The sequence below is a fragment of the Serratia sp. L9 genome, assembly GCF_050632285.1.
Classification (GTDB): Bacteria; Pseudomonadota; Gammaproteobacteria; order Enterobacterales; family Enterobacteriaceae; genus Chania.
In genome coordinates, this window is sequence record NZ_CP192591.1 from 1,383,434 (window position 1) to 1,409,343 (window position 25,910).

21 protein-coding genes and 4 pseudogenes are annotated in these 25,910 nt (G+C 53.2%); 7 read left to right on the forward strand and 18 right to left on the reverse strand.

The annotated features are described in order from the left end of the window. The first annotated feature begins 340 nt into the window (after nucleotides 1-340). From ACQ86O_RS06475 to ACQ86O_RS06485, 3 genes are read left to right on the forward strand one after another with little or no spacing between them, the layout of a single operon-like run. Nucleotides 341-1,939, forward strand: coding sequence for a S8 family peptidase (locus ACQ86O_RS06475; protein WP_431224568.1), 1,599 nt, complete (start codon nucleotides 341-343; stop codon nucleotides 1,937-1,939). Beyond that, nucleotides 1,855-2,697, forward strand: coding sequence for an autotransporter-associated beta strand repeat-containing protein (locus ACQ86O_RS06480; protein WP_431224569.1), 843 nt, complete (start codon nucleotides 1,855-1,857; stop codon nucleotides 2,695-2,697). The genes ACQ86O_RS06475 and ACQ86O_RS06480 overlap by 85 nt, the downstream gene beginning before the upstream one ends. Beyond that, nucleotides 2,658-3,485, forward strand: coding sequence for an autotransporter outer membrane beta-barrel domain-containing protein (locus ACQ86O_RS06485; protein WP_431224570.1), 828 nt, complete (start codon nucleotides 2,658-2,660; stop codon nucleotides 3,483-3,485). The genes ACQ86O_RS06480 and ACQ86O_RS06485 overlap by 40 nt, the downstream gene beginning before the upstream one ends. A 61-nt stretch (nucleotides 3,486-3,546) precedes the next feature. On the opposite strand, the gene ACQ86O_RS06490 is transcribed toward ACQ86O_RS06485, so the two are convergent. The 5 genes from ACQ86O_RS06490 to ACQ86O_RS06510 all read right to left on the reverse strand — a co-directional run bounded on the left by ACQ86O_RS06490 (nucleotide 3,547) and on the right by ACQ86O_RS06510 (nucleotide 7,235). After that, on the reverse strand, nucleotides 3,547-5,094 hold the full coding sequence (locus tag ACQ86O_RS06490; RefSeq protein ID WP_431224571.1) for a hypothetical protein: 1,548 nt from the start codon (nucleotides 5,092-5,094) through the stop codon (nucleotides 3,547-3,549). 126 nt (nucleotides 5,095-5,220) lie between these two features. Further along, a complete protein-coding gene (locus tag ACQ86O_RS06495; RefSeq protein WP_431224572.1) occupies nucleotides 5,221-6,006 on the reverse strand; it encodes an SPASM domain-containing protein in 786 nt (261 codons plus the stop codon). A gap of 44 nt (nucleotides 6,007-6,050) precedes the next feature. Beyond that, nucleotides 6,051-6,287 (reverse strand): hypothetical protein, encoded by a 237-nt coding sequence (locus tag ACQ86O_RS06500; protein ID WP_431224573.1) that lies wholly within the window; start codon nucleotides 6,285-6,287, stop codon nucleotides 6,051-6,053. Continuing rightward, entirely contained in the window at nucleotides 6,280-6,714 is a 435-nt protein-coding gene (locus tag ACQ86O_RS06505) for a hypothetical protein (RefSeq protein ID WP_431224574.1), read from the reverse strand. The genes ACQ86O_RS06500 and ACQ86O_RS06505 overlap by 8 nt, the downstream gene beginning before the upstream one ends. A 14-nt stretch (nucleotides 6,715-6,728) precedes the next feature. After that, the gene (locus ACQ86O_RS06510) at nucleotides 6,729-7,235 is read right to left on the reverse strand and encodes a hypothetical protein (protein ID WP_431224575.1); all 507 of its coding nucleotides are present in this window, start codon (nucleotides 7,233-7,235) and stop codon (nucleotides 6,729-6,731) included. Nucleotides 7,236-7,426: 191 nt separating this feature from the next. On the opposite strand from ACQ86O_RS06510, the pseudogene ACQ86O_RS06515 reads away from it, so the two are divergent. After that, nucleotides 7,427-7,635 (forward strand): annotated as a pseudogene (locus tag ACQ86O_RS06515) (IS1 family transposase); the annotation flags it as partial. A 127-nt stretch (nucleotides 7,636-7,762) separates the two neighbouring features. On the opposite strand, the gene gorA reads toward ACQ86O_RS06515, so the two are convergent. From gorA to ACQ86O_RS06560, 9 genes and pseudogenes are all read right to left on the reverse strand, one after another. Then, complete coding sequence (gene gorA / locus ACQ86O_RS06520; RefSeq protein WP_431224576.1) at nucleotides 7,763-9,115, reverse strand: glutathione-disulfide reductase; 1,353 nt, start codon at nucleotides 9,113-9,115, stop codon at nucleotides 7,763-7,765. 121 nt (nucleotides 9,116-9,236) lie between these two features. Beyond that, the gene (locus tag ACQ86O_RS06525) at nucleotides 9,237-10,025 is read right to left on the reverse strand and encodes a DeoR/GlpR family DNA-binding transcription regulator (protein ID WP_431225668.1); all 789 of its coding nucleotides are present in this window, start codon (nucleotides 10,023-10,025) and stop codon (nucleotides 9,237-9,239) included. A gap of 125 nt (nucleotides 10,026-10,150) precedes the next feature. After that, nucleotides 10,151-11,198: pseudogene (gene gatD, locus ACQ86O_RS06530) on the reverse strand (galactitol-1-phosphate 5-dehydrogenase). 47 nt (nucleotides 11,199-11,245) lie between these two features. Next, on the reverse strand, nucleotides 11,246-12,628 hold the full coding sequence (locus ACQ86O_RS06535) for a galactitol-specific PTS transporter subunit IIC (RefSeq protein ID WP_431224577.1): 1,383 nt from the start codon (nucleotides 12,626-12,628) through the stop codon (nucleotides 11,246-11,248). A gap of 4 nt (nucleotides 12,629-12,632) precedes the next feature. Then, a pseudogene (gene gatB, locus ACQ86O_RS06540) lies at nucleotides 12,633-12,915 on the reverse strand (PTS galactitol transporter subunit IIB). Beyond that, nucleotides 12,912-13,415, reverse strand: a complete 504-nt coding sequence (gene gatA, locus ACQ86O_RS06545; protein ID WP_431224578.1) for a PTS galactitol transporter subunit IIA — start codon at nucleotides 13,413-13,415, stop codon at nucleotides 12,912-12,914. The pseudogene gatB and the gene gatA overlap by 4 nt, the downstream one beginning before the upstream one ends. Next, nucleotides 13,408-14,709 (reverse strand): tagatose-bisphosphate aldolase subunit GatZ, encoded by a 1,302-nt coding sequence (gene gatZ / locus ACQ86O_RS06550; protein WP_431224579.1) that lies wholly within the window; start codon nucleotides 14,707-14,709, stop codon nucleotides 13,408-13,410. Before gatZ ends, gatA begins: the two co-directional genes overlap by 8 nt. Nucleotides 14,710-15,202: 493 nt before the next feature. Continuing rightward, nucleotides 15,203-16,057 (reverse strand): tagatose bisphosphate family class II aldolase, encoded by an 855-nt coding sequence (locus ACQ86O_RS06555; RefSeq protein WP_431224580.1) that lies wholly within the window; start codon nucleotides 16,055-16,057, stop codon nucleotides 15,203-15,205. A 192-nt stretch (nucleotides 16,058-16,249) separates the two neighbouring features. Continuing rightward, nucleotides 16,250-17,091, reverse strand: a pseudogene (locus ACQ86O_RS06560) (23S rRNA (adenine(2030)-N(6))-methyltransferase RlmJ). A gap of 159 nt (nucleotides 17,092-17,250) precedes the next feature. Between ACQ86O_RS06560 and ACQ86O_RS06565 the strand changes: the two are divergent. The 3 genes from ACQ86O_RS06565 to ACQ86O_RS06575 all read left to right on the forward strand — a co-directional run bounded on the left by ACQ86O_RS06565 (nucleotide 17,251) and on the right by ACQ86O_RS06575 (nucleotide 18,528). Next, entirely contained in the window at nucleotides 17,251-17,514 is a 264-nt protein-coding gene (locus ACQ86O_RS06565) for an Arm DNA-binding domain-containing protein (protein WP_431225669.1), read from the forward strand. A 508-nt stretch (nucleotides 17,515-18,022) separates the two neighbouring features. After that, the gene (locus ACQ86O_RS06570) at nucleotides 18,023-18,193 is read left to right on the forward strand and encodes a hypothetical protein (protein WP_431224581.1); all 171 of its coding nucleotides are present in this window, start codon (nucleotides 18,023-18,025) and stop codon (nucleotides 18,191-18,193) included. Then, nucleotides 18,190-18,528: a DUF2645 family protein gene (locus ACQ86O_RS06575; protein ID WP_431224582.1), complete on the forward strand. Its 339-nt coding sequence runs from the start codon at nucleotides 18,190-18,192 to the stop codon at nucleotides 18,526-18,528. The genes ACQ86O_RS06570 and ACQ86O_RS06575 overlap by 4 nt, the downstream gene beginning before the upstream one ends. Nucleotides 18,529-19,170: 642 nt before the next feature. On the opposite strand, the gene ACQ86O_RS06580 is transcribed toward ACQ86O_RS06575, so the two are convergent. From ACQ86O_RS06580 to ACQ86O_RS06595, 4 genes are all read right to left on the reverse strand, one after another. Then, nucleotides 19,171-19,413: a helix-turn-helix domain-containing protein gene (locus ACQ86O_RS06580; protein WP_431224583.1), complete on the reverse strand. Its 243-nt coding sequence runs from the start codon at nucleotides 19,411-19,413 to the stop codon at nucleotides 19,171-19,173. A 374-nt stretch (nucleotides 19,414-19,787) separates the two neighbouring features. Continuing rightward, nucleotides 19,788-21,053 (reverse strand): hypothetical protein, encoded by a 1,266-nt coding sequence (locus tag ACQ86O_RS06585; protein WP_431224584.1) that lies wholly within the window; start codon nucleotides 21,051-21,053, stop codon nucleotides 19,788-19,790. Continuing rightward, a complete protein-coding gene (locus ACQ86O_RS06590; protein WP_431224585.1) occupies nucleotides 21,050-21,649 on the reverse strand; it encodes a hypothetical protein in 600 nt (199 codons plus the stop codon). Before ACQ86O_RS06590 ends, ACQ86O_RS06585 begins: the two co-directional genes overlap by 4 nt. Nucleotides 21,650-21,651: 2 nt before the next feature. Continuing rightward, nucleotides 21,652-25,890 (reverse strand): AAA domain-containing protein, encoded by a 4,239-nt coding sequence (locus ACQ86O_RS06595; protein WP_431224586.1) that lies wholly within the window; start codon nucleotides 25,888-25,890, stop codon nucleotides 21,652-21,654. Nucleotides 25,891-25,910 lie beyond the last annotated feature (20 nt).

Consider the following 25,910-nt stretch of genomic DNA (forward strand, 5'->3'; position numbering starts at 1 on the left):
CCTCCATCGTGCCAACCTCAAAAAATTTCAGTGACTTGATTGATGAAGGCCATCACATAATCTAATTTTTTGAAGGTCTGTAAAAAATTATGTTGATATTTATCAATATGTGTCAGGTTGAAAAGCGAGCAAACTAATCGTGCTTGTCTGAAAGGGTATAAAAATCAATAAAAAAGATGTGGCCAACTTGGCACAAAGAAATATCTCTGTGAGCATTATAACAAGGAATATCGACATGAACTTGATTTCAAAGGTATTTTTTAATAGGGCTTATCAAGAACAAAATATAATAAATCTAAACCAGACAAAAAAAGTAAAGCTCAACAAGTCACTCATTGCTTTGGCGATTACCGCCGCGACCTTGCCGATGGCCGGTGTAGCTACCGCCGCTTACGTAGAAGCAGGGCAGATTGGTGATAAAGCCAGTTGGGAAAGCGAAGAGTACAGTAAGGATTGGGGCATAACGGCGATGAAAGCCTCCAGCGCCTATGCGCTGGGCTACTCGGGGCAGGGGGTTAAGATTGGCGTGATGGATTCCGGTGCTCTGCTGTTTATCCATCCGGACCTCAACGGCGATCGCTTCCATGCGGTTGAAGCTACTGGTACCTATGGTTCTTCCGGTTTACGTTACCCGCAATCGGCCGTGGGGGCGCAGGGCGAATATACCGAGGGTGAAGCATTCGATATTACCGGCCAATGGGTAGCGGGTGTTAACGATGGGCATGGAACCCACGTAACCGGCACCGTTGGCGCTAATCGTGACGGCGAAGGCATGCATGGCGTCGCTTGGGGGGCAGATATTTATGTCGGTAATACTGGCGGTACCGACGGCAATAACTATGGCCCATTCCAGGATTACCAGTTCTTCTACACGGGATGGAAAGCGCTGGTTGATTCCGGTGCCGAGGTGATTAACAACAGTTGGGGTACCAATATCCGCATTGTTGATAACGGCTCGACCGGTAGCGATGGTGGCAACACCGGGGTGCATATACCGGCCAATAACATGACCCAGTCAGAATATGAGTATTTTTATTTCAACCAGGTCTACGGATCGAATCCTTCCTTTGTCGATGCGGCCTATGATGCGGTGAAAGGGACCACCGTGGTGCAAATATTTACTACCGGCAACCGTGATTTTGCCAACCCATTCTATCGCGCACTTTACCCCTACTATCATCCTGAAGCCGAGCAGCACTGGATTGCTGTGGCAGGGTTGCAAAGAGTGGCGGGGACCACCGATGAGTATTCACTCTCTTATACCTGGAACGAGGCTGGCGAGGCCAAATGGTGGACCGTTGCTGCGCCGGGAAATGGCATCTACTCAACCACGGTGAACGCGACGACCGGTGCGGCTGGCTGGGGTAACTCATCCGGTACCTCCATGTCTGCTCCGCACGTGGCGGGTGCCATGGGCGTCCTGCTCTCTCGTTACCAGGATATGAATGCTATCCAGGTTCGTGACGTGATGTTCACCACCGCCAGCCACCAGAACCCGGACGGCAGCACCTTGGCCGGTTGGACCGCCGCCGACGGCGTGCCAGATGTCCGCTACGGCTGGGGGTGCCGGATCTTGATAAAGGCATGTATGGGCCTGGCCAGTTCCTTGGCAAGGTTGAATACAACATGGCCAATACGCCGCTGGATGTCTGGAGCAACAGCATCAGCCAGAAGGCGCTGGATGCGCGTGAGCAAGAAGATCTCGCCTGGTTGCAGAATTATAAAGATCAGGGGATTGCGGCCGGTGGGGACTATGAACTGGGTAACAGCTTCGTCGTCATTGACGGCAACAGCGATCCGACGGATCACATTGTCAGCCAGGCAGATGCGGAAAAATGGCGGCAAGAATATTACGTGGCGCGCGCGGCTGCTATTCAGGCCAAGATTGACGCCGATCTTTATACCGGTTCCCTGGTCAAGCTTGGTGCGGGTACGCTGATTATGACCGGCGATAACAGTTATCAGGGTAACACCACCGTGGAGAGCGGTGCCCTGTATGGCTTCACAGAATCATTTGGCAGTGGCACCGTGGCGGTAAACGGCGGCAAGTTCGGGGTAATCGGCCGCTATAACGATACGTTTACGCTGCAGGGTCCACTGGCATCCACTGAAAGCCATAAGGCCAACATTGATGTCAACGCTGGTGGTACTTATGTGGTCAGCACGGATGAACATGTCAACGTGGGTCAGCTAACCTTTAACCAGGGTTCGATGATTACCGTGGGTTCCAACGATAAAGACGTGTTTGCGGATGTGTTTAACCATGGCACTGTTGCTATCGGGAGCGTCATGGCAGACACATTAACCGATGCTGATAAGGCCATTGCCACGCCTCAGTATGCCTTCTTCACCACCAAGGTCGATATCTCCGGTAATGCCATTACTGCCAGCTTTGGCCGCAATAATGACGTGAACTTTGCCTCCTACGCTTCAAACCGCAATGGGCGTTCCATCGCCAATGCGATTGAAGGCACCGGCACCGGTACGCTTTTCGATTCCTTGCTCATGGCGTCTGGTGAGGGGGTTCGCAATACTTTCGACTCCCTTGGCAATGACATGTACCTGAATGCGCAAAATGCCAGCATCGTTAATTCCATGACGATGTCGCGGGTTATCAAAGATCAAGCGGTTGGCTTGGGGGTGGGCGTTCTGTTGAAATGGCCGACGGTTCGGGCCGCTTCTGGATGGCACCGATAGGTAGCTGGTCCACGGTGGATTACAACCAATCCAGCATGGATGTCGATTTCTTCGCAGCCTTGATCGGTAGTGAAATCGATGTCAGCGACAGCACTAAACTGGGGCTGTATTTCGGGGCAGGCAGCACTGACTTCAAAGGGGGTAATAGCGGTAAAATCGACAGCGACGACCTGCACTTTGGGGTTTACGGCATTTCCAAAATCGCCGATGTGGCTTCGCTGAATTATGGTGCCATGTATACCAAGCAGGATCGTGATGCTAATCGTAGTTTGCGGGTGATCGATCAGGTCGGCAGAAACTCCGTTTCCCAGGATGTGGATATTACCCAGCTGTTTGCAGAGGCGGCCTATTCAGGATTCAACACGGATAGCTATTCCGTTGAGCCTTATTTCGGCCTCAGCTGGATGCATATCAAATCTGATGGCTACTCGGAAACGGTTAACAACATGACGTTTACCACCGAGGTTGATAACCAGGATCTGCAAATCACCACCCTTGGCGTGCGCTCCTCTGTGCCATTTACCCTGGGTAATATGGATATGGCATTGAAAGGTGATTTGTATGGTATGCACTTCTTCGGTGACACCACCCCAGAAGCGACCATGTACCTTGCTGATAACGGAGTGGCTAAAATCGAGGGTGGCAAGCTGTCTAACCTGTTGGGTGTCGGCGTGGGTATTGAAGCCAAGCTCAGTAAAGCGACCACTTTCGGTGTGTCCTACACCGGTGCTTATAACAGCGATATCACCTCAAACGGCATTTACGCCAAGTTGAAGATCGACTTCTAAAGTTGGGGTGGGTTATTTCATGATAAAACAACCACTGGCCAAGGCTGGTGGTTGTTTCTGGTCAAATGAAAAAGTCGGGGTATTTTTGTTCTAACAGGGCACGCAGTTGCTCGCGATCCAATCCTTCGGTCTCCTGGATAAACTCCCCTGCGGGGATTTTCTTCTTGGCGCGGGAAAGCCCGTGTTTGCTGAGTAGCGAGATATCATCCCGGCTCAAATAGAAATTCACCTTGATGTAATCAAGCTGATAATACTTCAGATAACTGGATATTTTATTGGTAAAGGTGATCAGTAAATCAAACGACGCCTGTTCGAGCCGGTGCAATTCATTGATATTTACGTAGCCGACAATCTCGATATGAAAGTGCGACTTCAGGACTTCCTTAAAATAACCCACCTTACTTTCGGATGAATTGGTGACAATAATCACGCGTTTCTTATCTTCACTGTAAGCGCGGTTCTGCAACTCGTATTTCTTCAGGATCAGCACCAGCGTTGACAGGTGTACGGTCGAAAATGTGGTCTGATAATGCTGCGCTATGGGCGCGGTGGCTTGAGTAACACCCTGATAAAGCAGAGCATGCCGGGTCTGAACCTGGTGCAGCTTTTTATCGTCGAAGTACAGATTGAACTTGTTTTGCACGATGGTTGAGTAAACAAACTGATAGACTTCCGCGAAGAAGGGCGAGGCGTTGTGTATTTTTGCCCGCAGCAGCGGAGTGAGGGAGCTACACAGGCGGCCAACAAGCGTAATCAGAGTGGGGTCATAGAGATCAAAGGGTCTCCACGTGTAGGTCAGTGATGAGATCAGCAGGTCGAGAAAGCGATTTTCATGTTCGCTGCCAAGCAGCGCAAAGTCGCCGGATTGAATAAAATTCAAGTTTTCGCTGTGAGTAAGCTGGTGCCCGCGCCTCATGCGGTGCAACGCAATACTCATATACACCAGAAAGTACTTTTTGCTGTTATAGCCCAGCGTAACCTTGTGGCTCAGGCGTTGTTGATACAGCTCGGCGGCGGCGCTGATGTCCTGTTGGCACGCCTTTAGAAACTGCGTGGCAATGGATTTATTAATCGGCTCGTTGGCCTTGTGCGGCACCAGCAGATGATCCGCACCAATCTCCACGGTTTTAAGGATTGTCAGGCAGATTGCGATACGCAGGAGAATTTCGTCACCTTCCAGCCGCGATCCCTGTTTGGGGATGGCGGTAACGGCGAGATGATTTGCCTCTAAAAATGCTGACAGCGCCTGGTTATCGTTTTTAAGCGTGGTCGGGCTGACGTTGAACTTGCGGTAATACTCGCTCTTATTCACCACCTCTTGCAGGCAAAGCGCCACGCTGAGGTCTTTAATGCGTTCTTCTGCGGTAGTGATATAGCGGTTAAACGGAATATGCTCCAGAAAGGCAATATATTCCCGATAGGTGATGGCGGTAACGATCGAAGGCCCATCGAGATGCAGATGGAAATCAGGCTCCAGAAATTCGTTAATCTCCTTCATGGAGCGCTTTAGCGTCGACATCGTTTTGCCAAACCTGGAGGTAACATCCTCGATTAATACCGGGCTGTGTTCCTGGATATATTTTAACAAGGACAGATCAAAGCTGTTCACGATGGGTCTCAACGTCGGGTCTGGAGTCAGGTCTCTGAGAATATAGAAAATGGCGGGTTTTGTCTGTGAGCTGGGCTGGCAGGGTATGCACAACGGACGAAGGAAACGCCGAAACCCGTTATGAGCTTAGTCTGCTGCCCGATAGCCACAGCCTGGATCGGCGCGATAGGGGTCTTTATACCGGGCATAGGCCAGGCAGCGCAGACCGCCCCGGCAGTTGGTACGATATAAACATGAGCGGCATTCTTGCGGTGCGGAAAACCCCCTGAGCTCACGTAACTGCGGTGCCTGATGATAGATTTCTGTCAGTGGCCTCTGCCAGAGATTACCGACGTTAATCGGCAATCTGCGGCAAGGCAGCACGCTGCCATCGGGCATGATGGTAATCAATTCTGCCCCGGCGCTGCAGCGATAAGGCTGATCCCCTGCCTCTTGAAACTGTAGCGCGCGGATCATGGCAATCTCGGTCTGATTATCCGCTTTAGCTTGCAACTGCTCTCTGGCCAGCCCCATTTGCCGGAAGTAATCTGAACTTTGCTGAGGATTCAGGGTTAAGGGGCTATCCCGATGATCGTTTGGTATCAGCCGATCAGACCACAGTCGGTTTACTTTCGCCTGGTGGGCCAGCTCGGCAACCTGCACGAATTCCTGGCTATTCCGGTTGTGGGCGGTGAAAGACCACAGCACTCTGATCCCGGCATCGGTCAGATGTTTGGTCGCGGTTAGCACCTGCTGAAAATGGCCTCTTCCACGGATCTCGTCATGCGTCTGTTCTGTGCCCTCTACGCTAAGCTGAACAAACTTCACCTTTAGCCGGGAGAACTGCGCGGCCCAGCGTTCGTCGATAGCGGAACCATTGCTCAAGATGGCTAAAGACGGCGCGCCGGGATGGGACGCCAGATATTCAAGCAACGCGGAGAAATCTGGGTGTGAACAGGGTTCTCCACCGGTCAGTGTTAACTGTAAAGGTATCGGGTTATCGCCCCCACCTGGCGGTGCAGCTCAAAAATCTGTTGTGCAATCTGCTTGAGGCCTGACATGCCCGGCCCGTGATGACGATAGCTATCCTGATAGCAGTGCTGGCAGCGCAGATTGCACCGGTCGGTAATATGCCATTGCACCGTTAAACGGCTAAGCCTGACGGGGTCAACGGAGTCAATCAGGCGAATGGGGATAAGTAATCCGCTAGTCACCGCCACACCCACCACAGCCTGAGCATCCACTTGAACTGCCAGAATCACTGTTGCTGCTACTTCCAGAATCGTAGTTGCCCATTGATGAATGATGAGAAGCTACCGCCGCCGCACTGAGCGGGTAGATTAACCCCAGCTCATAGGCTTGGCGCCCCAAAGCACAGCGCGAATAGATTTCACGATCGTCCGTCAACGCAATGGCTACCATGGCAATATCCAGCTGTTTAAGGGATTTTTCATCCTGGGGCAAGCAGGCGGTTAAGCGGCTGAGAAACTTTTCCCCTTTGGCCGTGACGTTGGCTTTTCCAGCACGATTACGCAGGAAAATCGCATAATAGATCCAGCCGAAAATCAGCATCATGGCAATCAGCAACACGATGTTATGGTGGCCTTTCAATGTAGCGATGGTCAGCTTGTAGCCCCCCATGCCGAGCATCAATACTAAACCGACCCACAGAATGCCGAGACTGGCGCGCTGATAATTTGCCGGGTAGGTATAGCCATCTCGCTGCGCCTGGGCATTAAATTCCTGATAGAGCGGACGAAGGGCAGAAAACGCTCGCCCTTTTTTTGCCCATGCCCTGATTCAAAACAGGAAAGCACCCATCGCTCTAACCGGTTAAGCTGTTCTGGGATATCGCCCTGAGGGCGAGTAAAAGTTTTCTCTTTACTCTTCCCGGCAGTTAACAGCCCTTTATAGGAGAGGCGCATCATGACCAGCATCAGCACCTGGTCGATACCGCCTTTTAGCCAGGCAACATAGTAAGGATCAACTTTTGCCGGCAGCGAAACCGGGCCTGAACCGTAAGGGGAATAAGACCGAAGATAGCGGCGCCGGGCACGCGACACCAACCACATCAGCAGTAGGCAGTAGAGTAGATAAAACGCCAGAAACCAGGGGCCGACCATATCGGCAACCGGATTGCAGTAGACTGTCCATGTCATCATTGCCAGTTCCGTTTAAACCTCGTCGCAAACAGGTTCGCATTATAACTCAGTTGCTCACTTAGTAACGTGTCCACTATTGGTAGGCAAGGCCGGTGATGATTCCAACTGACTGATTGAGTGCATGAGGGGGTTTTTGAGGTATTCCTGTGGCTTCCGTCTTGTGTCCTTCCTGTTCTGTTTCTGACGGTGTGATGACAGAGGGCTGGCCATTGTACGAGTCACGTCTGAAGGGAAACTGCACGTCATCAGCAAGCGATAGGCACAGCGCATTGAGCGGCATAATCTGAACCTGAGGCAGCATCGGGCAAGGCTGGAGAGAACGTCGTTGTCGTACTCAAAATCGATACAACTTGATAGCAAGGTTACCGGGCATTATCTGACCCTAAAACAGGTTCAGTAAATTGGAATCATGACCGGCACCACATTCAAAATAGAAACGCGCTGAATAACAGCAAAAAAATGGCCGCAGGGTAAACCACACGGCCATCTTTATCTATTTCTACCGCAACTGCGCGTTTTCTACCCAATCACCGCATGGTAACAAACTCTTCTGCAGCGGTTGGGTGGATCGCCACGGTATTGTCGAAGTCTTTCTTGGTCGCACCCATTTTTATCGCCACGGCGAAGCCTTGCAGGATTTCGTCCATGCCAAAACCAATGCCGTGCAGGCCAACGATCTTCTCTTCTTTACCCACACATACCAGCTTCATGCGGCACGGCTGGCGATGCTGGGTCACGGCACTGTACATTGCGGTGAAAGAAGATTTGTAGACTTTTACCTGGTCTTCACCAAACTTCTCTTTCGCTTCAGGTTCGGTCAGGCCAATGGTGCCGATCGGTGGGTGGCTGAATACCACGGTGGCGATATTGCTGTAATCCAGATGTTCGTCCGGCTTGTTGTTGAACAAGCGCTCAGACAGGCGACGGCCAGCGGCAACGGCCACCGGGGTCAGCTCAACTGCGCCGGTATTGTCGCCTACCGCGTAGATGCCCTGCACGTTTGTGTTCTGGAATTTATCGACTTCAATGTAGCCGTTGGCGTTGGTTTTCACACCGCTGGCTGCCAGGTTCAGGTTGTCGGTTGCTGGCTCACGACCAATCGCCCAGATCAGGCTGTCGACGTTGAACTCGTTACCATTTTCCAACTGCAACGTCAGGCTGCCGTCGGCGTTTTTGATGATGGCTTTTGGAATGGATTCGGTATGCAGGCTTGGCCCTTCGGTATTCATTACCTCAACCAGGGTTTCTACAATCATCGGATCAAAGCTGCGCAGTGGGGCGTGTTTGCGCACGAATAGGTGCGTTTCGGCACCCAGCGCGTTCAGCACGCCGGCAATTTCAACCGCGATGTAGCCAGCGCCCACGACGGCGACACGTTTAGGCATCGCTTCGAGCTCAAAGAAACCATCGGAATCAATGCCGTACTCTGCACCAGGGATCGACGGATGGCTTGGGCGGCCACCGGTGGCAATCAGAATATGGTCGGCAGTGATTTTCTCGCCGTTGACTTCCACGGTATGCGCGTCAATAAAGCGGGCAAATCCTTTGATTACGTCGACCTTGTTTTTACCCAGCACGTTGTCGTAGGAGGTGTGGATACGATCGATGTAGGCGGTACGGTTGGCGATCAGCCGCTTCCAGTCAAAGGCGTTCACGGTGGTATCGAAACCGTAATCCGGGCCGTATTGATGGATAGCTTCGGCGATCTGCGCCGCGTGCCACATCACCTTTTTCGGTACGCAACCCACGTTAACGCAGGTGCCGCCAAGCTCTTTGGCTTCAATCAGTGCGCATTTCTGGCCATACATGGCTGCCCGGTTGATCGATGCGATACCGCCGCTGCCGCCGCCAATTGCTAGATAATCGTAATGTTTCGTCATCTGGGTTTTCCATGAGTTGCGTGAATCGAGAGCGTAAGAGTTTAACGCCTGATGGGGGTTGTCGCAAAGATTGCGTCGATGGCTGCAATAGGCAGCGGTGTGATCCTCTGCCTGTCAGGCCTTATACGATGACCAATTCCGGTTTTGCCCGATCCAGCGCCTGACGATCCTGGCTGCTGATCCCGGTGTCGGTGATGATCATATCGATCTTGCTCATCGGCAATACCAGGTTAAAGCCCCGGCGGCCGAACTTGGTGGAATCCACCACCGCCACCACGCGCTTGGCTGCCTGGGCCATCACGCCGCTGATGGAGTAGCCTTCATTAAAGGTGGTAATGCCGTTGGTGGCGTCCAGGCCATCGGCCCCCACGAACATCACGTCACCGGCAATGCCCTGTAGGGAAAGCTCGGCAATGGAGCCGTGCATCGAGCGGGTTTTATGGCGCAACGTGCCGCCACACAGCACTAACGTAATGTCTTTATTGTCGGAAAGGGCAAAGGCCGCGGGCAGGTTATTGGTGATCACCGTGATATTGCCCATTTTCACCAGTTCTTCGGCAATCAACATGGTGGTGCTGCCGCTGTCGAGGATCACTGTATCGCCGGGATTGACCAACGCCGCTGCTTTTAACGCAATGCGCTTCTTCGGATCTTTCGCCAACTGGTAGCGCTCTTCGAGGATAACTTCACCGCTGCTTTTAGGGGCTTCGGTTTCTGATTCTAACGGGCTGCCCGGCCTAGCGGCACCGCCGTGGAAACGGATCAGCAAGCCTTTTTCTTCCAGCAGGCGCAGGTCAGCGCGGATAGTCACTTCAGAAATTCCGAAGGAATTCGAAAGATCGCTGACCAATATGCTGCCATTGTGCTGAACCAAGTCGACAATTTTGTTTCGTCTTTCAAAAGAGTTCATCATTCTGACCTATCGAAATGTTTTGCTTTTATTTTATGCGAAAGGGATATGAAAGGGGAGCATTAAGATCGGGGAGATGAGAGATGGAGCAGGATAATGGCTGCGCTGGGGCAGCCATCGGGCGATCAGTCTTCAGAAAGTTTGAGCATGATTTTGCCCTGCATGGGCCCACCGGCCAGGGCGGCAACGCTTTCGGCATACTGTTGTGGCCGATCAACGCTGGCAATCAACGGTTCCAGCGCCAGCGCTGCCGATTGGAACAGCTTCAAAGCCTGTCGCCACTCTTCCCCAGGCCAGGGGCTGAATAGTTCATCCAACTGCCCAGCAGCGTCAGTTCTTTGCGCAGGATCTGGCTGAACGTGCTGTAAGACAGATGCAGATCTTTATGCAGGGTACCCACTAAGGCGATTTGTGCGCGTGGCCCCGCGATCTCCAGCGCCAGGCTGACCGTTTGCGGTGCGCCTGCCGTTTCCAGAATCAACTGATCGAAGCGCTTTTCCTGCAAGCGTTCCGCTATCTGCTGTGGGCTGAGTTCTGCGCTGTTAAAGGCTTCGTCAGCACCGATTTTACGTGCCAGTTGCAGCCGTTCATCGTTGATATCGATCGCCGTGACGCTGCATGCGCCCAATGCTCTGGCACATTGAATCGCCAGTTGGCCGATAGTGCCGGCACCGATCACGATCACCTCTTTGCCCTGGCAGCCACCGGCCAGTTGGAAAGCATGCAGACCGACGGTGATTGGCTCAATAAAAGCCCCTGCAGCAAACTGACGTTGGCGGGTAATTTCACCAGATTGGCCCGTTTCACCACGATAAGCTCGGCGTTGCCGCCATGGCTGCGGGAGCCGACAAACTGGTAATGCTTACATAGCGAATAGTAGTGTCGTTGGCATTCAGGGCAGTCAAAGCAGGGTAGTAACGGGACACAAGCCACAGCATCCTGCGGTTGCAGGTCGGTGACCTCATCGCCGCAGGCTACCACGCGCCCGCTGAATTCATGCCCCAACGTAATCGGGTAAAAATGGGCACCTTGGGCGAAGATGCGTGGAATATCTGAACCACATAACCCCGAATACGCTACCCGAACCAATACTTCATCGGCAGCCTGGATGGTAGGGTCTGGGCGTTGTTCAACGCGCACTGCTCCCTCCGTGTGGATCACGACTGATTGCATAACTTGAACTCCGTAATCAAAAGAATTGGGGGCAACCCCCCAGAGGATCAGGACACAGCGTCAAGGCTTGCTGCTATCTGCTGTTTGGCGGCTGCCTCAGCCTGTTCGAATCGGCGGGCACGGCGCCAGGTGAGAAATACCCCGAGGGCGTAAATAAAGCCGATAACCAGCAGACCCATCACGTTCTGCCAGGTGAGCAGTTGGATCAGCAGATAGGTGATCGGTGAGCCGCCCTGGTCCATCGAGGCCACCACGCCACCCGCCTTCAGCGCCCCGGCATTGGCGGCCAGTTGGGTATGTAGCCCGATGGTCTGGGTGGCAATCCACAAGGTGATGCTCATGATGATGAAGCCCGAGATCAGCGTGCGGAACAGGTTGCCCTGATGCACCGCAACCGCGAGAGCGACAAAGAAGCCGATGGTAGCCAGATCGCCGAACGGCAGCACCTGATTGCCCGGCACGATAACCGCGATCAGAATGGTCAGTGGGATAAAAATCAGGCTGGCTGAAACCACGGCGGTATGGCCCAGCAGCAGCGCCGGATCGAGGCCGATAAGAAACTCCTGGCCACCAAAGCGAGCTTGCAGGCGCTTGCGGGCATGCTTGGCAATTGGCGTCAGGCCATCCATGATCGGCTTGATCACCCGTGGCATCAGCAGCATTACGGCGGCGGTTTTGACTGCCAGTTGCAGGATGCCTTTCAGGTCATAACCGGCTAAAGCACCGATTATCAACCCCATCACAAAGCCGACGGTCACCGGCTCACCGAACGGGCCAAAGCGTTTTTGCACGTCGTCTGCGCTGAAGTGAATGCGGTTCAGGCCTGGGATTTTCTCGATAATGGTGTCCACCAATACGGCGATCGGCCCCATATAGGCAGAGGTACCGTGCGGAATGGCAATCCCCTCCAGCCCGAAGAAATCACGGGTGTCTTTGGCGAACCAATCCCCCAACTTGTAGACGAAAGCGGCATGAACCACCACACCCAATATGCCAAGCCAGTAGGAACCGGTCGCCAGATGCACCATGGCACCGGTAAAGGTCATGTGCCAGATGTTCCAGATGTCTACGTTAACCACGCGCGTCATGCGCGTCAGCAGCATCACAATGTTCACCGCAATTGCTACCGGGATGGCGATCAACGCAATCTGGGAGGCCCAGGTCATCGGTGACGAACCGGGCCAGCCGATATCTACCACGTGCAGGTTAATCTGGAACTGCTCGGCCATTGATTTTGCCGCTGGGCCAATCGAGTCCAGCATCAGGCCGATAACCAGCCCGATCCCCACGAAGCCGATGCCGATATGGATGCCGGATTTAAACGAATCCCCCAGTTTCATGCCCAGAATCAATGAGAAGATGATGATCACTATTGGCAGCATCACCGTCGGGCCAAGATCGAGGATGTAACGCATGATGTCGGTAAACATGGGGCTACTCCGTCAGAATGGTCAGTATTTTTTGCTTCAGCGCGTCGATGCCGACGCCGGAAACAAACGGCATGCCGTGGACTAGGGGGATATCGCCAAATTCCCGGTCGACGCGCGCGGTGGTGCAGATCAGATCGGCGTCATCCATATAGGTTTCAATTTCGGTCACGCGGCATTGCACCAGATCCAGCTCGATATGGTGTTCCGCGCAGAGTTCTTTGATTTCTTCTGCGGCGAGGGTTGAGGTGGCTACAGCCCCCACAGGCAACGATAATTTTTCGCTTCACAGTGTTGCTCCTTCAGGTTCTGTTTTTTGTTGTGGTCGGGAGGTGGAGGGCGAATTGAAAACCTGTTGCGCAAAAATTTCGCCCAATTCGTTTTCCGGTGCGGTCAGTAACGCATTAATAAATTCGGGGTGTTGCAACTGGCCAAACAGCGTGCGCAGTAAAACCAACTGTGCGGCCGGGTCGGTCACGATCAGCGCGATAATCAGCGAAACGTCGATCGTCCCGTCATCATCCGCCTGCGCAAAGGGCACGGCCCGGTCAGGGCGGATCAGATAAATAGCCGGAACCCGCGCATGTTCCGCTTCGCAATGAGGAATGGCGACCGCGTGCTGCTCAAGGGCGATACCGGTGGGATAAGCGCTCTCACGGGCCAGCAACGCCTGCGGATAGCTGTTATGCACTACCCCGGCATCGAGCATGGTGACGCCGATATGCTCCAGCGCCTGTTGGGCATCGGCAAAACTGATGCCGGTGCGGACAAATAACTGGCTGCTATGCATGGCTTGCCTCCAGGGAAACCGTTTGCTGTTCGGCCGGGGAACAGCCGAAGCGGTAGGCGCGCAGCACATCCTGAATTTTGTCGATAATCAGCGCGTGAGGCGCTTTCGCCAGCTTGCGCTCCATCACCCGCTGATACTGCAACGGGAAATATTGGCTGAGCAGGCCACCGGGGATCTCCTGCTGCCCGAGGTTATCCATCAGAATGGTCATGCTTTGTGCGATGCGTGGGTGCGGCCAGTAATAGCGGATACGATCCGACAGGCTAAAGTGCAGATCGATCAGCGAACGGCTGAACGTCGGGTGATAATACTTTTTCCAGTAATCCGGCTCGTCGAGCATCACCGCGTCAATCACCGCCAGGATCTGGCTGCGTTTTTCCGGGGCAACCAAGGCCTGTTCGATATTGGCCAGAGCAAATATCGCTTCGCGCAAGGCGAACGTCAGAGCCGGGCCGACCTTGAGAATGGCGAAGTGATCGCGCACCAGCTGCTGGTAGGCTTCGCGAGTTTGGTAATCGGTTGAATGCGCCTCATAAACCAATGGCGTGGTGGTAATAAACTGCGAAAGCTCGCTGGCCAGTTCCGGTTGGTAAGCGATCACCTGTGAATGATCGAATTCCACGCCGGGCTGCACTACTACGGCGATAATTCTGGGGATTGCCGCTGCCAATCCGGCCTGACGGAACGCCTGATAATGGGTTTCCAGCGTGGCTGCGGCATCCTCCGCGCGGGTAATATGCACGCGACCGATGGCGGAAGACTCACCGCCGGGGACCGGCACTTCGGTACCGATCACATAGGTCAACTGCTGTTTTTGCTCCGGGGTGGCAACCTGTTCGGCAATGTTGCACAGGCGTGCGGCGCGTTCAGCTACGGTGTGCGGATCCAGCGGGATCGGATCGTCGGCGCAGGACATGGAGGCATCCAGATGGATCTTGCTGAATCCGGCTTTGACGTAGTCGGCGATCAGCACTTCGGCTTTTTCCATTGCGCTGGCCGCGGGTTCATTTTGCCAGCAGTTGGGACCCAGATGATCGCCCCCTAACAGCAGCCGGGAAAGCGGGAAACCGACGGTGGCCGCAATATCGCTGACAAACTGGCGGAAGTCTGTCGGTTTCATACCGGTGTAACCGCCAAACTGATTGACCTGGTTGGATGTGGCCTCGATCAGCACCTGGCGATTGCTGTTCAGATCCAGGCGTAATGCGGCTTCAATCACTAACGGGTGTGCCGAACAGACAGAGCAGATACCGATCGGCTCGCCCGCTTTGTGTCTTGCTATAATATTTTTCATACTACCCTCCGTTTTCTTACGAATATAATCGTAATGTTTCGAAAGGTTAGCAATGCTATTTTGTATTATTCGTGATCAAGATCGAAATCTTTGCTGCGGTTTTTGACTCCTTCAGCTTTCAGTGTGTTGGGGATGACACGCATGAATTTTTATTTTTTATGATTAAAATCATATTATTAAATTTACTCTGGAAAATCAGGGAAGGGGATACGCAATAAAGTGAAAGTGGTTTTCAAGCTTCGCTGTCCCCTGATCCCAATCCACACCCCAAAGGAGAGGGAGCCGTGCGGTGTCGTGATTAGGATTGGAGTGAAAATACAGCATGGCTGAGGAGCTCATAACGAAGAGCAGGGGGCCGTGTGCCGTGGTGGTTGGGGCAGAGACAACGGAGGCTCGTTCTCTCCCTGGGTGCAGACGCCAAAAGGTTGTGCGGTCAATCCCCTCTCCCTTCGGGAGAGCGTCAGGGCGAGGGGAAATCACACATGCTTACCGCCTAAAGCCTGCCTTCGCAGCCGCAGACCTGAATGACCTTTTTAACCACCGCCTTCATTGCCCGCTTGGCTGGCTGCATGTAGTCGCGTGGATCATTGGCCTGCGGGTGCTGCACCAGATGCTGTTTCAGCGCATCCGAAAAGGCGATTTTCAGCTCGGTCGCCACGTTAACCTTACAAACTCCCAGCCGGATAGCCTGCTGAATATCGCTGTCTGGTAAACCCGACGCCCCGTGCAGCACCAGCGGCACGCTAACCCGATCGCGGATCTGCCCAAGGCGGGTGAAATCCAGCTCTGGCGTGCCTTGGTACAGCCCATGAGCCGTACCGATCGCCACCGCCAGTGAATCTATGCCGGTGGCTCGAACAAACTCCTCGGCCTGCTCCGCAGAGGTGTAGCATGCATCTCTGGCATCGACGCTGATACCATCTTCAACGCCGCCAAGCCGCCCCAGTTCTGCTTCCACGCTGACATCATAACGATGGCAATACTCGGTTACCTGCCGCACCAGTGCGATATTTTCAGCAAATGGCCGATGGGAGCCGTCAATCATCACCGAACGGATCCCGGCATTCACTTTATTTTCAATATCCGGCAGCGTTTCATGGTGATCCAGATGCACCGCCAACGGGATGCTGTATTCGGCAGCCAGTTGTTGGACAATCGCCACCACGTTGGCGGTACCCGCATACAGATAAGTGCCTGGGGTGCCTGCGAGGATCACCGGCGAGCGCATTTCTGCTGCAGCTTCCGCCACCACCTGCATGGTTTCCAGGTTATGAATATTAAAGGCTGGTACGGCAAAGCCTTGTTGTTGCGCTTTCAGCAGCATATTTTTGGTTGAGATGATGTACACCGCATGCCTCCGGTTTTCTTTATTTACGATAACTTTCGATAAGCATCATCTAATCGAAAGTTAAAATAAGCAAACAGTTATTTTACCGCTGTGATGCGGATCGGAAAAAGATCGAGGCAGAATGCCGTTGGGAAGGGAGCTTCAACAAGGGAAAAGCAAAAGGTCGCCCTGGCAGGCGACCATAATAAAAACTTATTCTGGCACTACCCAGTTCACCAGGTGATGGCCGATACCGCTTGGCACCAGGGTTTTGTGCAGCCATGGCAGCACATTGTTCATCTGCTGTTCCAGCTTCCAGGGGGATTGATCACAATCATGCCTGAAGCGGTCATCCCACGTTGGTCGCTATCGGGTTTCACCGCCAGTTCGATCTGTAGAATACGGCGGATACCGGTGGCTTCCAGATCCTTAAGCATGCGTTTGATCTGCTGGCGCAGCACCACCGGATACCACAGGGCATAGGTGCCGGTGGCAAAACGTTTATAGCCTTCCTGAATGCCTGCGACCACGTCCTGATAATCAGTTTTCATCTCGTAAGGCGGATCCATCAGGATCAGGCCACGGCGTGATGGCGGCGGCAACTGGGATTTAAGCTGCTGGTAACCGTCGGCACGCTGCACTTTGGCGCGTTCATCTTTCTGGAATTCACCGCGTAGCAACGGGAAGTCGCTCGGATGCAGCTCGGTCAAATGGAGCTTATCCTGTGGGCGCAGCAACTGGCGGGCGATCAGCGGCGAACCTGGGTAATAGCGCAGGGTACCCGACCGGTTGAAGTTATGTATCACGCTCATATAGGCCGCCATTTCTTCTGGCAGATCGTCACGTTGCCACAGCAGGCCGATGCCCTCCAGGTATTCCCCGGTACGCTCGGCGTGCACACTGCTCAGTTGATAACGCCCGGCACCGGAGTGGGTATCCAGATACAGCAGTGGCTTATCTTTTTCTTTCAGCGCTTCGATGATCAGGCTCTGAACGGTGTGCTTGAGCACGTCGGCGTGGTTGCCAGCGTGAAAACTGTGGCGGTAACTTAACATGGCGTTTTTGTGTATCCTGATGTTTTATTTATTTCTATTAATATCAACAAATTATAGAGTTTTTGTGTTGCATGATGTCTTTGTGTTTGTTGATGTTTTCGGGTTTTTGCGGTAAACCGTAGATCACGTGGTTGATCACGAAATCCGGAATATTCAAGTATAAACCGTCTTACCGATAAAAAGTTAAAAGCTCTCACGGTGGGAGGGCATGACAGGGAATATACCCTATCTGACGGTGGTGGGTTGATGATTCGTGTTAGCAAAAACGGCGTTATAAGTTGGTTCTACCAGTACAAGCTGGAAGGGCGTATCTCAAAGGTTTCTCGGCCTAGGCTTGGGTGGACTGACCCCACATGGGGGCTACTGGGGCGGGCGAGTCACGGGATAGTTACCCAGCCACACTGCTCAGGCGCGCCAACGTAGCCAAGCGCCCCCGTAGGACAGGTACGCCAGTATATGACGGATCAGTGGGCATACGATCTACTGCAGGCGAAGCAATGTTTCCATCCACCTATTACGAGTCTCGCTTAAATTGCATAAATAACCCTCACCTTTCAATTGAATTATTCTCGAGACTTACCTAGAATCCGGAGCATAAAAAGCAGTCATTGCGCCAGTAAAAATCATTCATACAAACAGGCGACCATCCTTGCACCACTTTTGCCCACCTTCCCACCAGTCGAATTGAGCTGTACCGAACGTACCCTGGCAAGGAATGGCCTTTCGGGGGAAAACTACCCAAGGACAAGACTGACATGGCAAATAACATCTACCTCACTATCAAGGGCAAAAACAGGGACTCATCTCCGCGGGATGCTGCACCCTTGACTCCATCGGAAACAAATACCAGATCGCGCAACATCTCAGAGACCTGATCCTCTATGACTACCCGGATGCCGCCACACTGCACCCAACAGATATACAGTACAGAATGGCCGGGATCCGCTACAACCGGGGGATTGAACGCCAGCGGGATGACTTCATCCGGTGGATGAGTGGCAACCTCCAAAAAGGTGATCCCAACTGGCCCTACATCTCCTACGGCGAGCGCCTGCTGTCTATCCGCCCCCACATCAAAAGGCTGCTGGAAATAAACTGGTGAAAACGTACCAAAAAAGGCTGGTCGAAATCCTCTCCCTAGGTGGATATTTTATCCTCGTTTATCTATGCATGCAGGTTTTTAGCATAGGCGAATATGACTGGATGCGGGAACCAGGCGACAGCGTGTGCAGCGTACCCCTTGACCCGGATGACACGAGAGACATCACAGCTCCGCTGTTTTTGTTCTTCCTGGGAACGCCGCTCCTGATAGCTCTGGTACGAGACATCATATTTAGGAATGTCTTCAAGGCGGTCCTCTATGGCTTTGGACTGATTGTGGTTATTGTCTACTGGTGGTGGTCATTCTGGGGACAATACGCCGCGTGTGTTAACTGAATATATTCCACATGAGAATACTGGCGCGACCTGTGGCTTTGTCTGCTACTCGTCTGTAGTTTACCTCAATAGGGCGGGGCCAGCAGGGCAGATCTGCCCCCAGATACCACGTTATCCTGGAGCTGCCTGGTCGATGAGCTGCTTCAGCAGGTGCCACCCTGGGCACCAGCCGTAGGGTGTTCTGGGTGGTACAGGGGGCACCGGAACAGACGGGCCACATCAGCCCCGCCCCGTTCATCGGGAGAGGCGGCGACAGGTGCCGCAGGGCGAGTGAGTCACCGGGAGGGTGATACCCGCCGCCCGTCAGTCCGCGCTGTTTGGTTGATGGGATCTGTGGCTTACAGTCACACTAGGCAGACATAAGGGGGAGCTAGCAGTTTAAGGATGCTCTGCGGCAGAAACGATCAGGAACCGATAGCTATCGGCAATGTTGGTGCCTTGGATGCTGCATTGTACGCTCGTTGCAAGGGGACAACGGAATCGCTGAGGGGTAAGGCTCAGGGAAGGGAATATAGAATAGGGGCCATCAGGTATAGGCACAAGCGATTATGCTGCTGATTGCTCGATCACAGGTAGTATCTTGCTGGTAGTCTTGAGTATGTTGCGAACCGGGGAAAGCACCGAAAAGGAGCGCAACGTAGTTTATTCAAGTCCAATTTGACCTGAGTCTGGTCGAGCTTCATCACATATTACCCATAATGTATATTTGCGAAATCGCTCATGCCGCAAAATGGTTGTAACGATCATCAATCCTACGGTGCTATGACCGCTTTCGTAGTTTTTTACCGACCCAAGCTTCAGTCCTGGTAGTTCCGAAAACTCTTTTTGTGTCAGTCCTTGTGCAAGTCTTAGCTGGCGTAGTTTCTGCTCCGTGTTGATTGGCACGTTTATCCTTCCTGATGGTAGTAATGAACATATATGAATGACCCCTTGAGTGACTACAGACGCATCGCGTGATCATCCCGAAACGTTAATCACACAGTGGATCACGAATTAGAATTTATTTATGCTAAATTTAAAAATAACCAATATAAATCAATGTATTAAATATTGTTGTTGTTTTTGTGGCGGTAACTTAACATGGCGTTTTTGTGTATCCTGATTTTTAACTATGCATTAAAATCAATGAGTTATATTGAGACTTGGTGGTGAGCTGTAGATCGCAGAAAGCGAATTCAACCTTATATGGCGTCGAGTATAAACTGTCTCACCGATAAAACGGTAAAAGCATTTTCGTCTTGATGTGCGGTAACGGCCCCTTAATCCAGGCTACGGCTTCTCTCCACATGATGGCGATATTCGTTCTGCTCTACCGATGAGTTGGCTGGTCTGGCAACCTTGAGCGCAGAGGCTCCTGCCACCAGCGCACGTTCAACGGTCAGCGTATCACCGGTTTCTGCCAGTATTTGCTGGAGTTTCTGATGTTCTCCACACCAGATCGACTCAATATCCCCATCGCGCTGAGTATCTCGTTGTTCAGAGAAGGCCACTGCCCGAACCTGAAAGCGCTCACTCCCTTGTGCGCCAGCTAACTCAAGGCCGTAACCTGGCGTTGCCGGTTTACGTATTACCACTTTCCCTTCAGCCAGCCAGGCTCCGGCATCGCTTTCATGCACCTCATACCCCAGTTTTGCCAATCCATCGAGAACGGCCTCACGTCTGGCCAAGGCGGCAATTTTCAGCTGTTGTTGCTCTGTTTCGGCCTGAGCCGCAGCGATCGCTTCGATCAGGAGTGGTAATTCGCGGGAAGTCAGCACCCGATTAATACGCTCAATCATTGCGCTAACGTCGGGGTGGTTATAGCTGGCAAGGCCGTTTGCCAACAGACTGAGCTGCTGCCTTTTTTCCACCAGCATTCGGGTGGCACGGGTGGCGTCAGCCAAATCCAGCGTCAGTGAGTCACTCAGCATATTCCAGTCTGGCAGTTGTGGTAGCCGCTCCAACTCCGCGACTCGCTGGGTAAATGAAGCCATATCCCGTTGCGGATCCAGTACGACCAACTCGGCAATATGTCTGTCGATGCGTTGTAAACGTTGATTGTATTGATGCCCTGACGGATGGGGCGAAACCGCTGGCTCTGGCTCCTTCAGGCGTTGCGCCAGCGCCTGCTGCTGCTCGGTCAAACGCGTTGGTTGTTTATCTATGGTCAACATGATCTGACTTAAAATCTGCCCTGTATTGGCGCTTCCCTGTTGCGCGCGTAGCCGTTGACGCTGCTCGGTATGCTGCTCAATCAGCGCTTCCTGCACCTGCTCGATATCTTGGCGGACAAACTCAATCATACCTGGAATTTGCCCGATCAAATGGGCGAATCCCTCGGCGCTATGGCGGCGAATGTCGGCGCCATAGCGCTGCATTTCCAGATAACGCTGGCGTATCTGCTCGATCTTCACCGGGTCGGCATCGCTATGCTGTTGATTAAGCGCATCCCACTGTTGCATCAACGCGCTCAGACAAGCTATCGAACGACGGTATTCGGCAATGTCCTCACTTCTGGCCCGAATAATATGGACTGACGAACTCATGCGCTTTCCTCGCTGATTGTAGGTTTGGTCGTAGCGACGGAGGCCCGCTCCACGCCAATGGCTTGCAAAATGGCCTGTTTCAAGCGGCTGCGTTCTTCAGGGCCATGGTTATACCAACGCTGAATAGAGATGCGATGGCGCAACGGCGCGACCCGTTTTAATACAGAAGGGCGCCAGAGTTCACGCGCTCTGGCCCGTTGTAACAGCGCATGGCGCGGCATATCGCACTCAATACCCAGTAAATATCGGCCCGTGAGCGGATCTTCAATAATACAGTCAAAATAGAACGCCCCATCCTGCTGGGACGCGGCAATTAACCAGCCCTGCGAGCGGATATATTCAACGACAGACTGCACAAAGCCATCTTGCTGCTCGGTCTGAGCGCTGCTGGCTAATTCCGTACGGTCCATGCGCGTCAGCAGCGTCTGGCTCCGGGTAAACTCCCCAGCCGATAAGTTGCGGGCATACTCCAGATACCCTTGCAGGAAGTCTCGGGGGATATCCGGCTGGCGACGGGTAGAGAGCAGGTCGGAAATCTCTTCAATTGGCATGGAGGAAACAATCATCACCTGCTTTCTGGCGCGGGTGATTGCCACGTTTAAGCGCCGTTCCCCCCTTGTTGGCCAAGAATGCCGAAATTACGCCGGAAAGTGCCTTGCTGGTTACGGCCAAAGGTGGTGGAGAAGATAATCATGTCACGTTCATCTCCCTGCACGTTTTCCACGTTTTTCACAAAGAAAGACATATCCTCGTCATTTTCCACCCGTTGCTGCTCTTGGTAATAAGCCAGGCGGAAGGCTTCATTTTTTTCAGCGTTGGCGTTCAGCACATTCTGGATAAGCTGCGCCTGTTTCTGGTTAAAAGTCACCACGCCAACCGAAGGGCGCTCTGCATAAGGCTGCTGCCAAATTTCCGCCAGTAGGGTGGCGACCTGCTCGGCTTCTTGCTGGTTGCTCTGGTTTTGATATAGCCCGTTTACCATCATCAGGGAGATCGGTTTAACCGCGCCAATAACCTTGCCGGAATGCTGGACCGGAATATTTAGCCGACGCTCATAGAAGGCATGATTGGAGAAATTGATCAGTTCGCGATAAGCAGAGCGATAGTGAATTGCCAGAGTTTGTATCGGTAATACGGTTCGGGCCAGATGTAACAGGTCAGGGCAATCGCTGATTTGCCGATAGTTCCAACTCACCGCCGTTTCTTCTTGCTGGCTGTTATTTCCTTCAAACTCGTTTTCATCGTCGTCAGGGTCGTCATCAATAATGCCTTTACCGGAGAAGAAAGCCGATGGCGGCATCTGTTTCTCATCCCCGCTGACGACCATGTTCCGGCTGCGAAACAGAGTAGGCAAGGCGTATTCCACGGGCATCTGTGAAGCTTCATCATAAATCACCGTATCGAATAATCCGGCCTTTAGCGGCAATACCTGGCTGGCAACATCCGGGGTCATTAGCCACACAGGCCTTAGCTGCATCAGCCCCAGCGTGCTGCCCTGTTCAATAAACTCCCGTAACCGACGAGCACGCTTGCCGGTAAGGCGGGTAATTTCTTCCCATTCCCGCAGTGGGCTGATACTGCCCGTCTTGATAACTTCCGTCAGTTCCAGTTTGTTCAACGCTCTCATCTGGCTGTCGGCCGTGGCTAACTGCTCAATTTTGTCATTGATAGCCGATTGATCCTGCAGCAAATTCGGCGAGCGCCACTCCAATTGTTGTTTCCAAAGTAAACGCACTTCACGATCCAGCGCCTGGGCCACCACCCGCTGCAATTGTTGCGGATTGACGCCAGCCAGCAGGGTTTCCTGCTGGCGCAAAACCCCCAGGATCGTCAGGCTGAGAGGGGTCAACTGGGCCGCAAAGGGGCGGAATTTCTGATAGGCTGCCAGTGAAGGTAACGCTGCGGTAATGGCTTCAAGCGTAGCGGTTAAAGGGAGGTGGTGATGAATAGCCCTGGTGAACGCCTGCGTGGCCGATACTTCCAGCCAATCGCGCAGATTTTCCAGCGCATCTGAACTCGCCACACGAGCTTGGCAACGTTCAACCGCGGCGGCGATCTCTTCACACTCCTGTATAAAACCGGCTTGTTGATGCTCAACAATCGCCGGTACTAAGCGATGAATATCTGGCGAGCCAGACAACCGCTGATAGAGCCCGGCGACAAGGCGGAGATCCCGCTGCGTACTACCTAATCGGTTGGTTAATCCCAGGCTGTCGAGAAGCCCTATGGCCGGTAAATTCAGGCGTTGATGCAAACGGTTCAGTTCCGTTCTGACGCCACGCCATTGGTGTTCTGAACGAGCGGAAATCAGTAGGCGAGCCACGTCATCTGGGTTGCTTTGCAGGCCTTGCTGCAGCAGGAAAGACCTTAATTTGCGGCGGCGCAGGTAATAGCAGGGATTAATCACCTGTAACAACCCACGTTGCTGTGCTTCTGCAGCCGCTGCGGTTAACTGCAATAGCCGTTGGCTATCGCAATTTGCCAAGGGCTCAAACATCAAGGGGTCACTGCCAGAAGAGTCGATCTCTTGCAGCCGGCCAGACAGTTGCTCCAACTGAGTTAAAACTTGCCCACCCTGAACGATGCTGCCGTTATGAGCGTAAAACAACGGTAGCCATTGTGCCAGATTGAGCCATTCTGCCGGCGTCAATGATGCCAGTGCCGCCTGGCATTCTGCCAGGCTGCGCTGGTGTTTGGCATTTTCCTCTACGTCAAAGGCGTGGTGTGGGTTAGCCAGTGCTCTGTCCCTTTGTTGTTCAATCTGGCAAAACAACGCGAAACGGCGGGTAAAATCATGCAGCGTGGCCTGGTTAGACAAGAATGGGCTGAGTTGTGCCAGGGGGCTTTGCTCGTAACCGGCTTCCAGCCAGATTGTCATCACGGGAATAATGGCCCGTTTGATTTCCTCAATTTGTTCGAAAGTGCAATCTTTCAGTACCGGTTGCAGAGCGGGAAGTTCCAGACGTCCGGCATGCGTCTCAAGCTGCATCAGTTCGCTTAGCAAATCCCGGTAGCTCATACCGGTTGGTCCATCTTGCTGGTATAAGGCGTGGTAATAGCCATCCAGTTCCTGCTCTAACTGGTCAAGGTGGCGGCCCGTCTTCTCTCTGGAGGTTACCCAAGGGTTAACCGTGCTGATATCTGCGGGTTTATACAGCGTCTCGAGCTGGGTGCGAACGTTGCGGATAATGGTGTCGCGATCCTTCTGGGCATCCTTAACCATCACAATTCTGTCGCCCAGGCCGCCTGCCATAATCCGTTTAAACACCACCTCCAGCGCCGCCGGTTTCTGGCAGATAATCAACAGGCTGCGTTTCTGGCCAATGGCATCCGCGACCATGTTAACGATTGTCTGGCTCTTCCCGGTGCCCGGAGGGCCTTCAATTAACAATCCTGGGGCATTGCGGGCCGCCAGGACGGCAGACTCCTGAGAGGGATCGCTGGCGGCGGTAAAATAGCACCCTGCTGCCTGGATTGGCTGAACGTCGGCGCTAACATCATCCTTCAGGCCTAACGCGGTTTCCAGGGATGTGCCGCCAGGCGACTGGTGGCTCAACTGACGTAAATCTTCACTAATAGCCTGGCCGATAAATGACGCGTGGAACAACACGGCAGAACAAACCAACTGGCTGGCGTTCTCCGGGACTTCAACCTGCAATGGTGGTAAACGAACCAACTGGTTTTCCCGGGCGGGTACCAGGGTCATCAAGCTTTCAATAATCTCTTCGGCGCTCAGGGCGGCCTGGCTCAGCAGTTGGTCGACAACTGCCTGCCATTGTTTTACTGCGGGGATACCAACAAAATTCTCCAGCGCCGGGTTCAAACACACGGCCCCGCGATCGTGATCGAAACGCAGGCTGGCAACCCCACGAATACCCGCTTCCATATTGATATTTACCGGCCATAGCAATAATGGCGCAATACGCGGTTTCATCTGCTTGGGCTGGGTATTAACCAGTATAAAAGGGAACCCGAGATACATGCCGTTAATACCGGTATCCCGCGTATAGAGTTGGGTTTGCGCACTCAAAGTTCGCAACCGCCCGCTTACCAGGTCGTTATCCAGCAGGGTTTGGCTATCAACGGAGATCGATTGACGATTGCGGCTCAATAAATGATTAAGTAGCGCTTCGGCGCTCTTTCTCTCTCCGCCCAGTTCAAACAGATCGACGCGCCCTGCATGTGGGCTGATGCTCATGCGAACCAGGGAACCGCGCATCGTCGCGGCGCTAATTTTACGCTGGAAGAAATCCAGAACCTGGCGGATATAGCGTTGTTTTTCTGGCACCCTCCAACGTTCTGGCGGTATGGCCAGCATTACCAGCGCCTGCTCCAGCGGCAGGCGACGCGTCAGCAGAAAGTGCTCCGCCCAACCGTCGATATCGGCGATGTTGCAGCGGTTAAAGCCATTGATACGTTCAGCTAACAGCTGATAAATCTCCGTGCGGGGTTGCGTCAGCCATGCCTGCGCCCGTTCCAGATCAAAATGGGTTATCTCGTAGAGTGACGCCAGGGCGCTGGCCTGTTCCAGCAGGATTTCTGCCGGGGTGAATTGCCCGATATCGGCGCTGAGCAGCAGGATCAGGTCATCTTCGTTTAGATTACGCCGGTCGATAAGCGTTCTCAGCCCACTGTGTGGTGTCTCCGGGAAGAGCTTGCGCTGTTCCTCCCAAATTGCCAGCAACCGGGCCCGTGAGGTAGCCAGTAAATGAATGCGCAAGGTGTCTTCATCAAACGCTATCTTCAGGTTTTCCCCGCGTAAACGAACCTTCTCCTGCCGTGCTTTTAACTGGAACAGCCAATGCCCGGCCTCCATCTTGCCCAGGAAATCAGGCAATGGGCTGAGCAGCAGGGCAT

What these genes read in the sequence shown, in the direction of transcription:
- ACQ86O_RS06485 (WP_431224570.1), top strand. Translation starts at nt 2,658, where the DNA reads ATGGCCGACGGTTCGGGCCGCTTCTGGATGGCACCGATAGGTAGCTGG.
- ACQ86O_RS06505 (WP_431224574.1), bottom strand. Translation starts at nt 6,714, where the DNA reads ATGGGGGGCTACAAGCTGACCATCGCTACATTGAAAGGCCACCATAAC.
- ACQ86O_RS06510 (WP_431224575.1), bottom strand. Translation starts at nt 7,235, where the DNA reads ATGATGACATGGACAGTCTACTGCAATCCGGTTGCCGATATGGTCGGC.
- gorA (WP_431224576.1), bottom strand. Translation starts at nt 9,115, where the DNA reads ATGACGAAACATTACGATTATCTAGCAATTGGCGGCGGCAGCGGCGGT.
- ACQ86O_RS06525 (WP_431225668.1), bottom strand. Translation starts at nt 10,025, where the DNA reads ATGAACTCTTTTGAAAGACGAAACAAAATTGTCGACTTGGTTCAGCAC.
- ACQ86O_RS06535 (WP_431224577.1), bottom strand. Translation starts at nt 12,628, where the DNA reads ATGTTTACCGACATCATGCGTTACATCCTCGATCTTGGCCCGACGGTG.
- gatA (WP_431224578.1), bottom strand. Translation starts at nt 13,415, where the DNA reads ATGCATAGCAGCCAGTTATTTGTCCGCACCGGCATCAGTTTTGCCGAT.
- gatZ (WP_431224579.1), bottom strand. Translation starts at nt 14,709, where the DNA reads ATGAAAAATATTATAGCAAGACACAAAGCGGGCGAGCCGATCGGTATC.
- ACQ86O_RS06570 (WP_431224581.1), top strand. Translation starts at nt 18,023, where the DNA reads ATGGCCGGGATCCGCTACAACCGGGGGATTGAACGCCAGCGGGATGAC.
- ACQ86O_RS06585 (WP_431224584.1), bottom strand. Translation starts at nt 21,053, where the DNA reads ATGAGTTCGTCAGTCCATATTATTCGGGCCAGAAGTGAGGACATTGCC.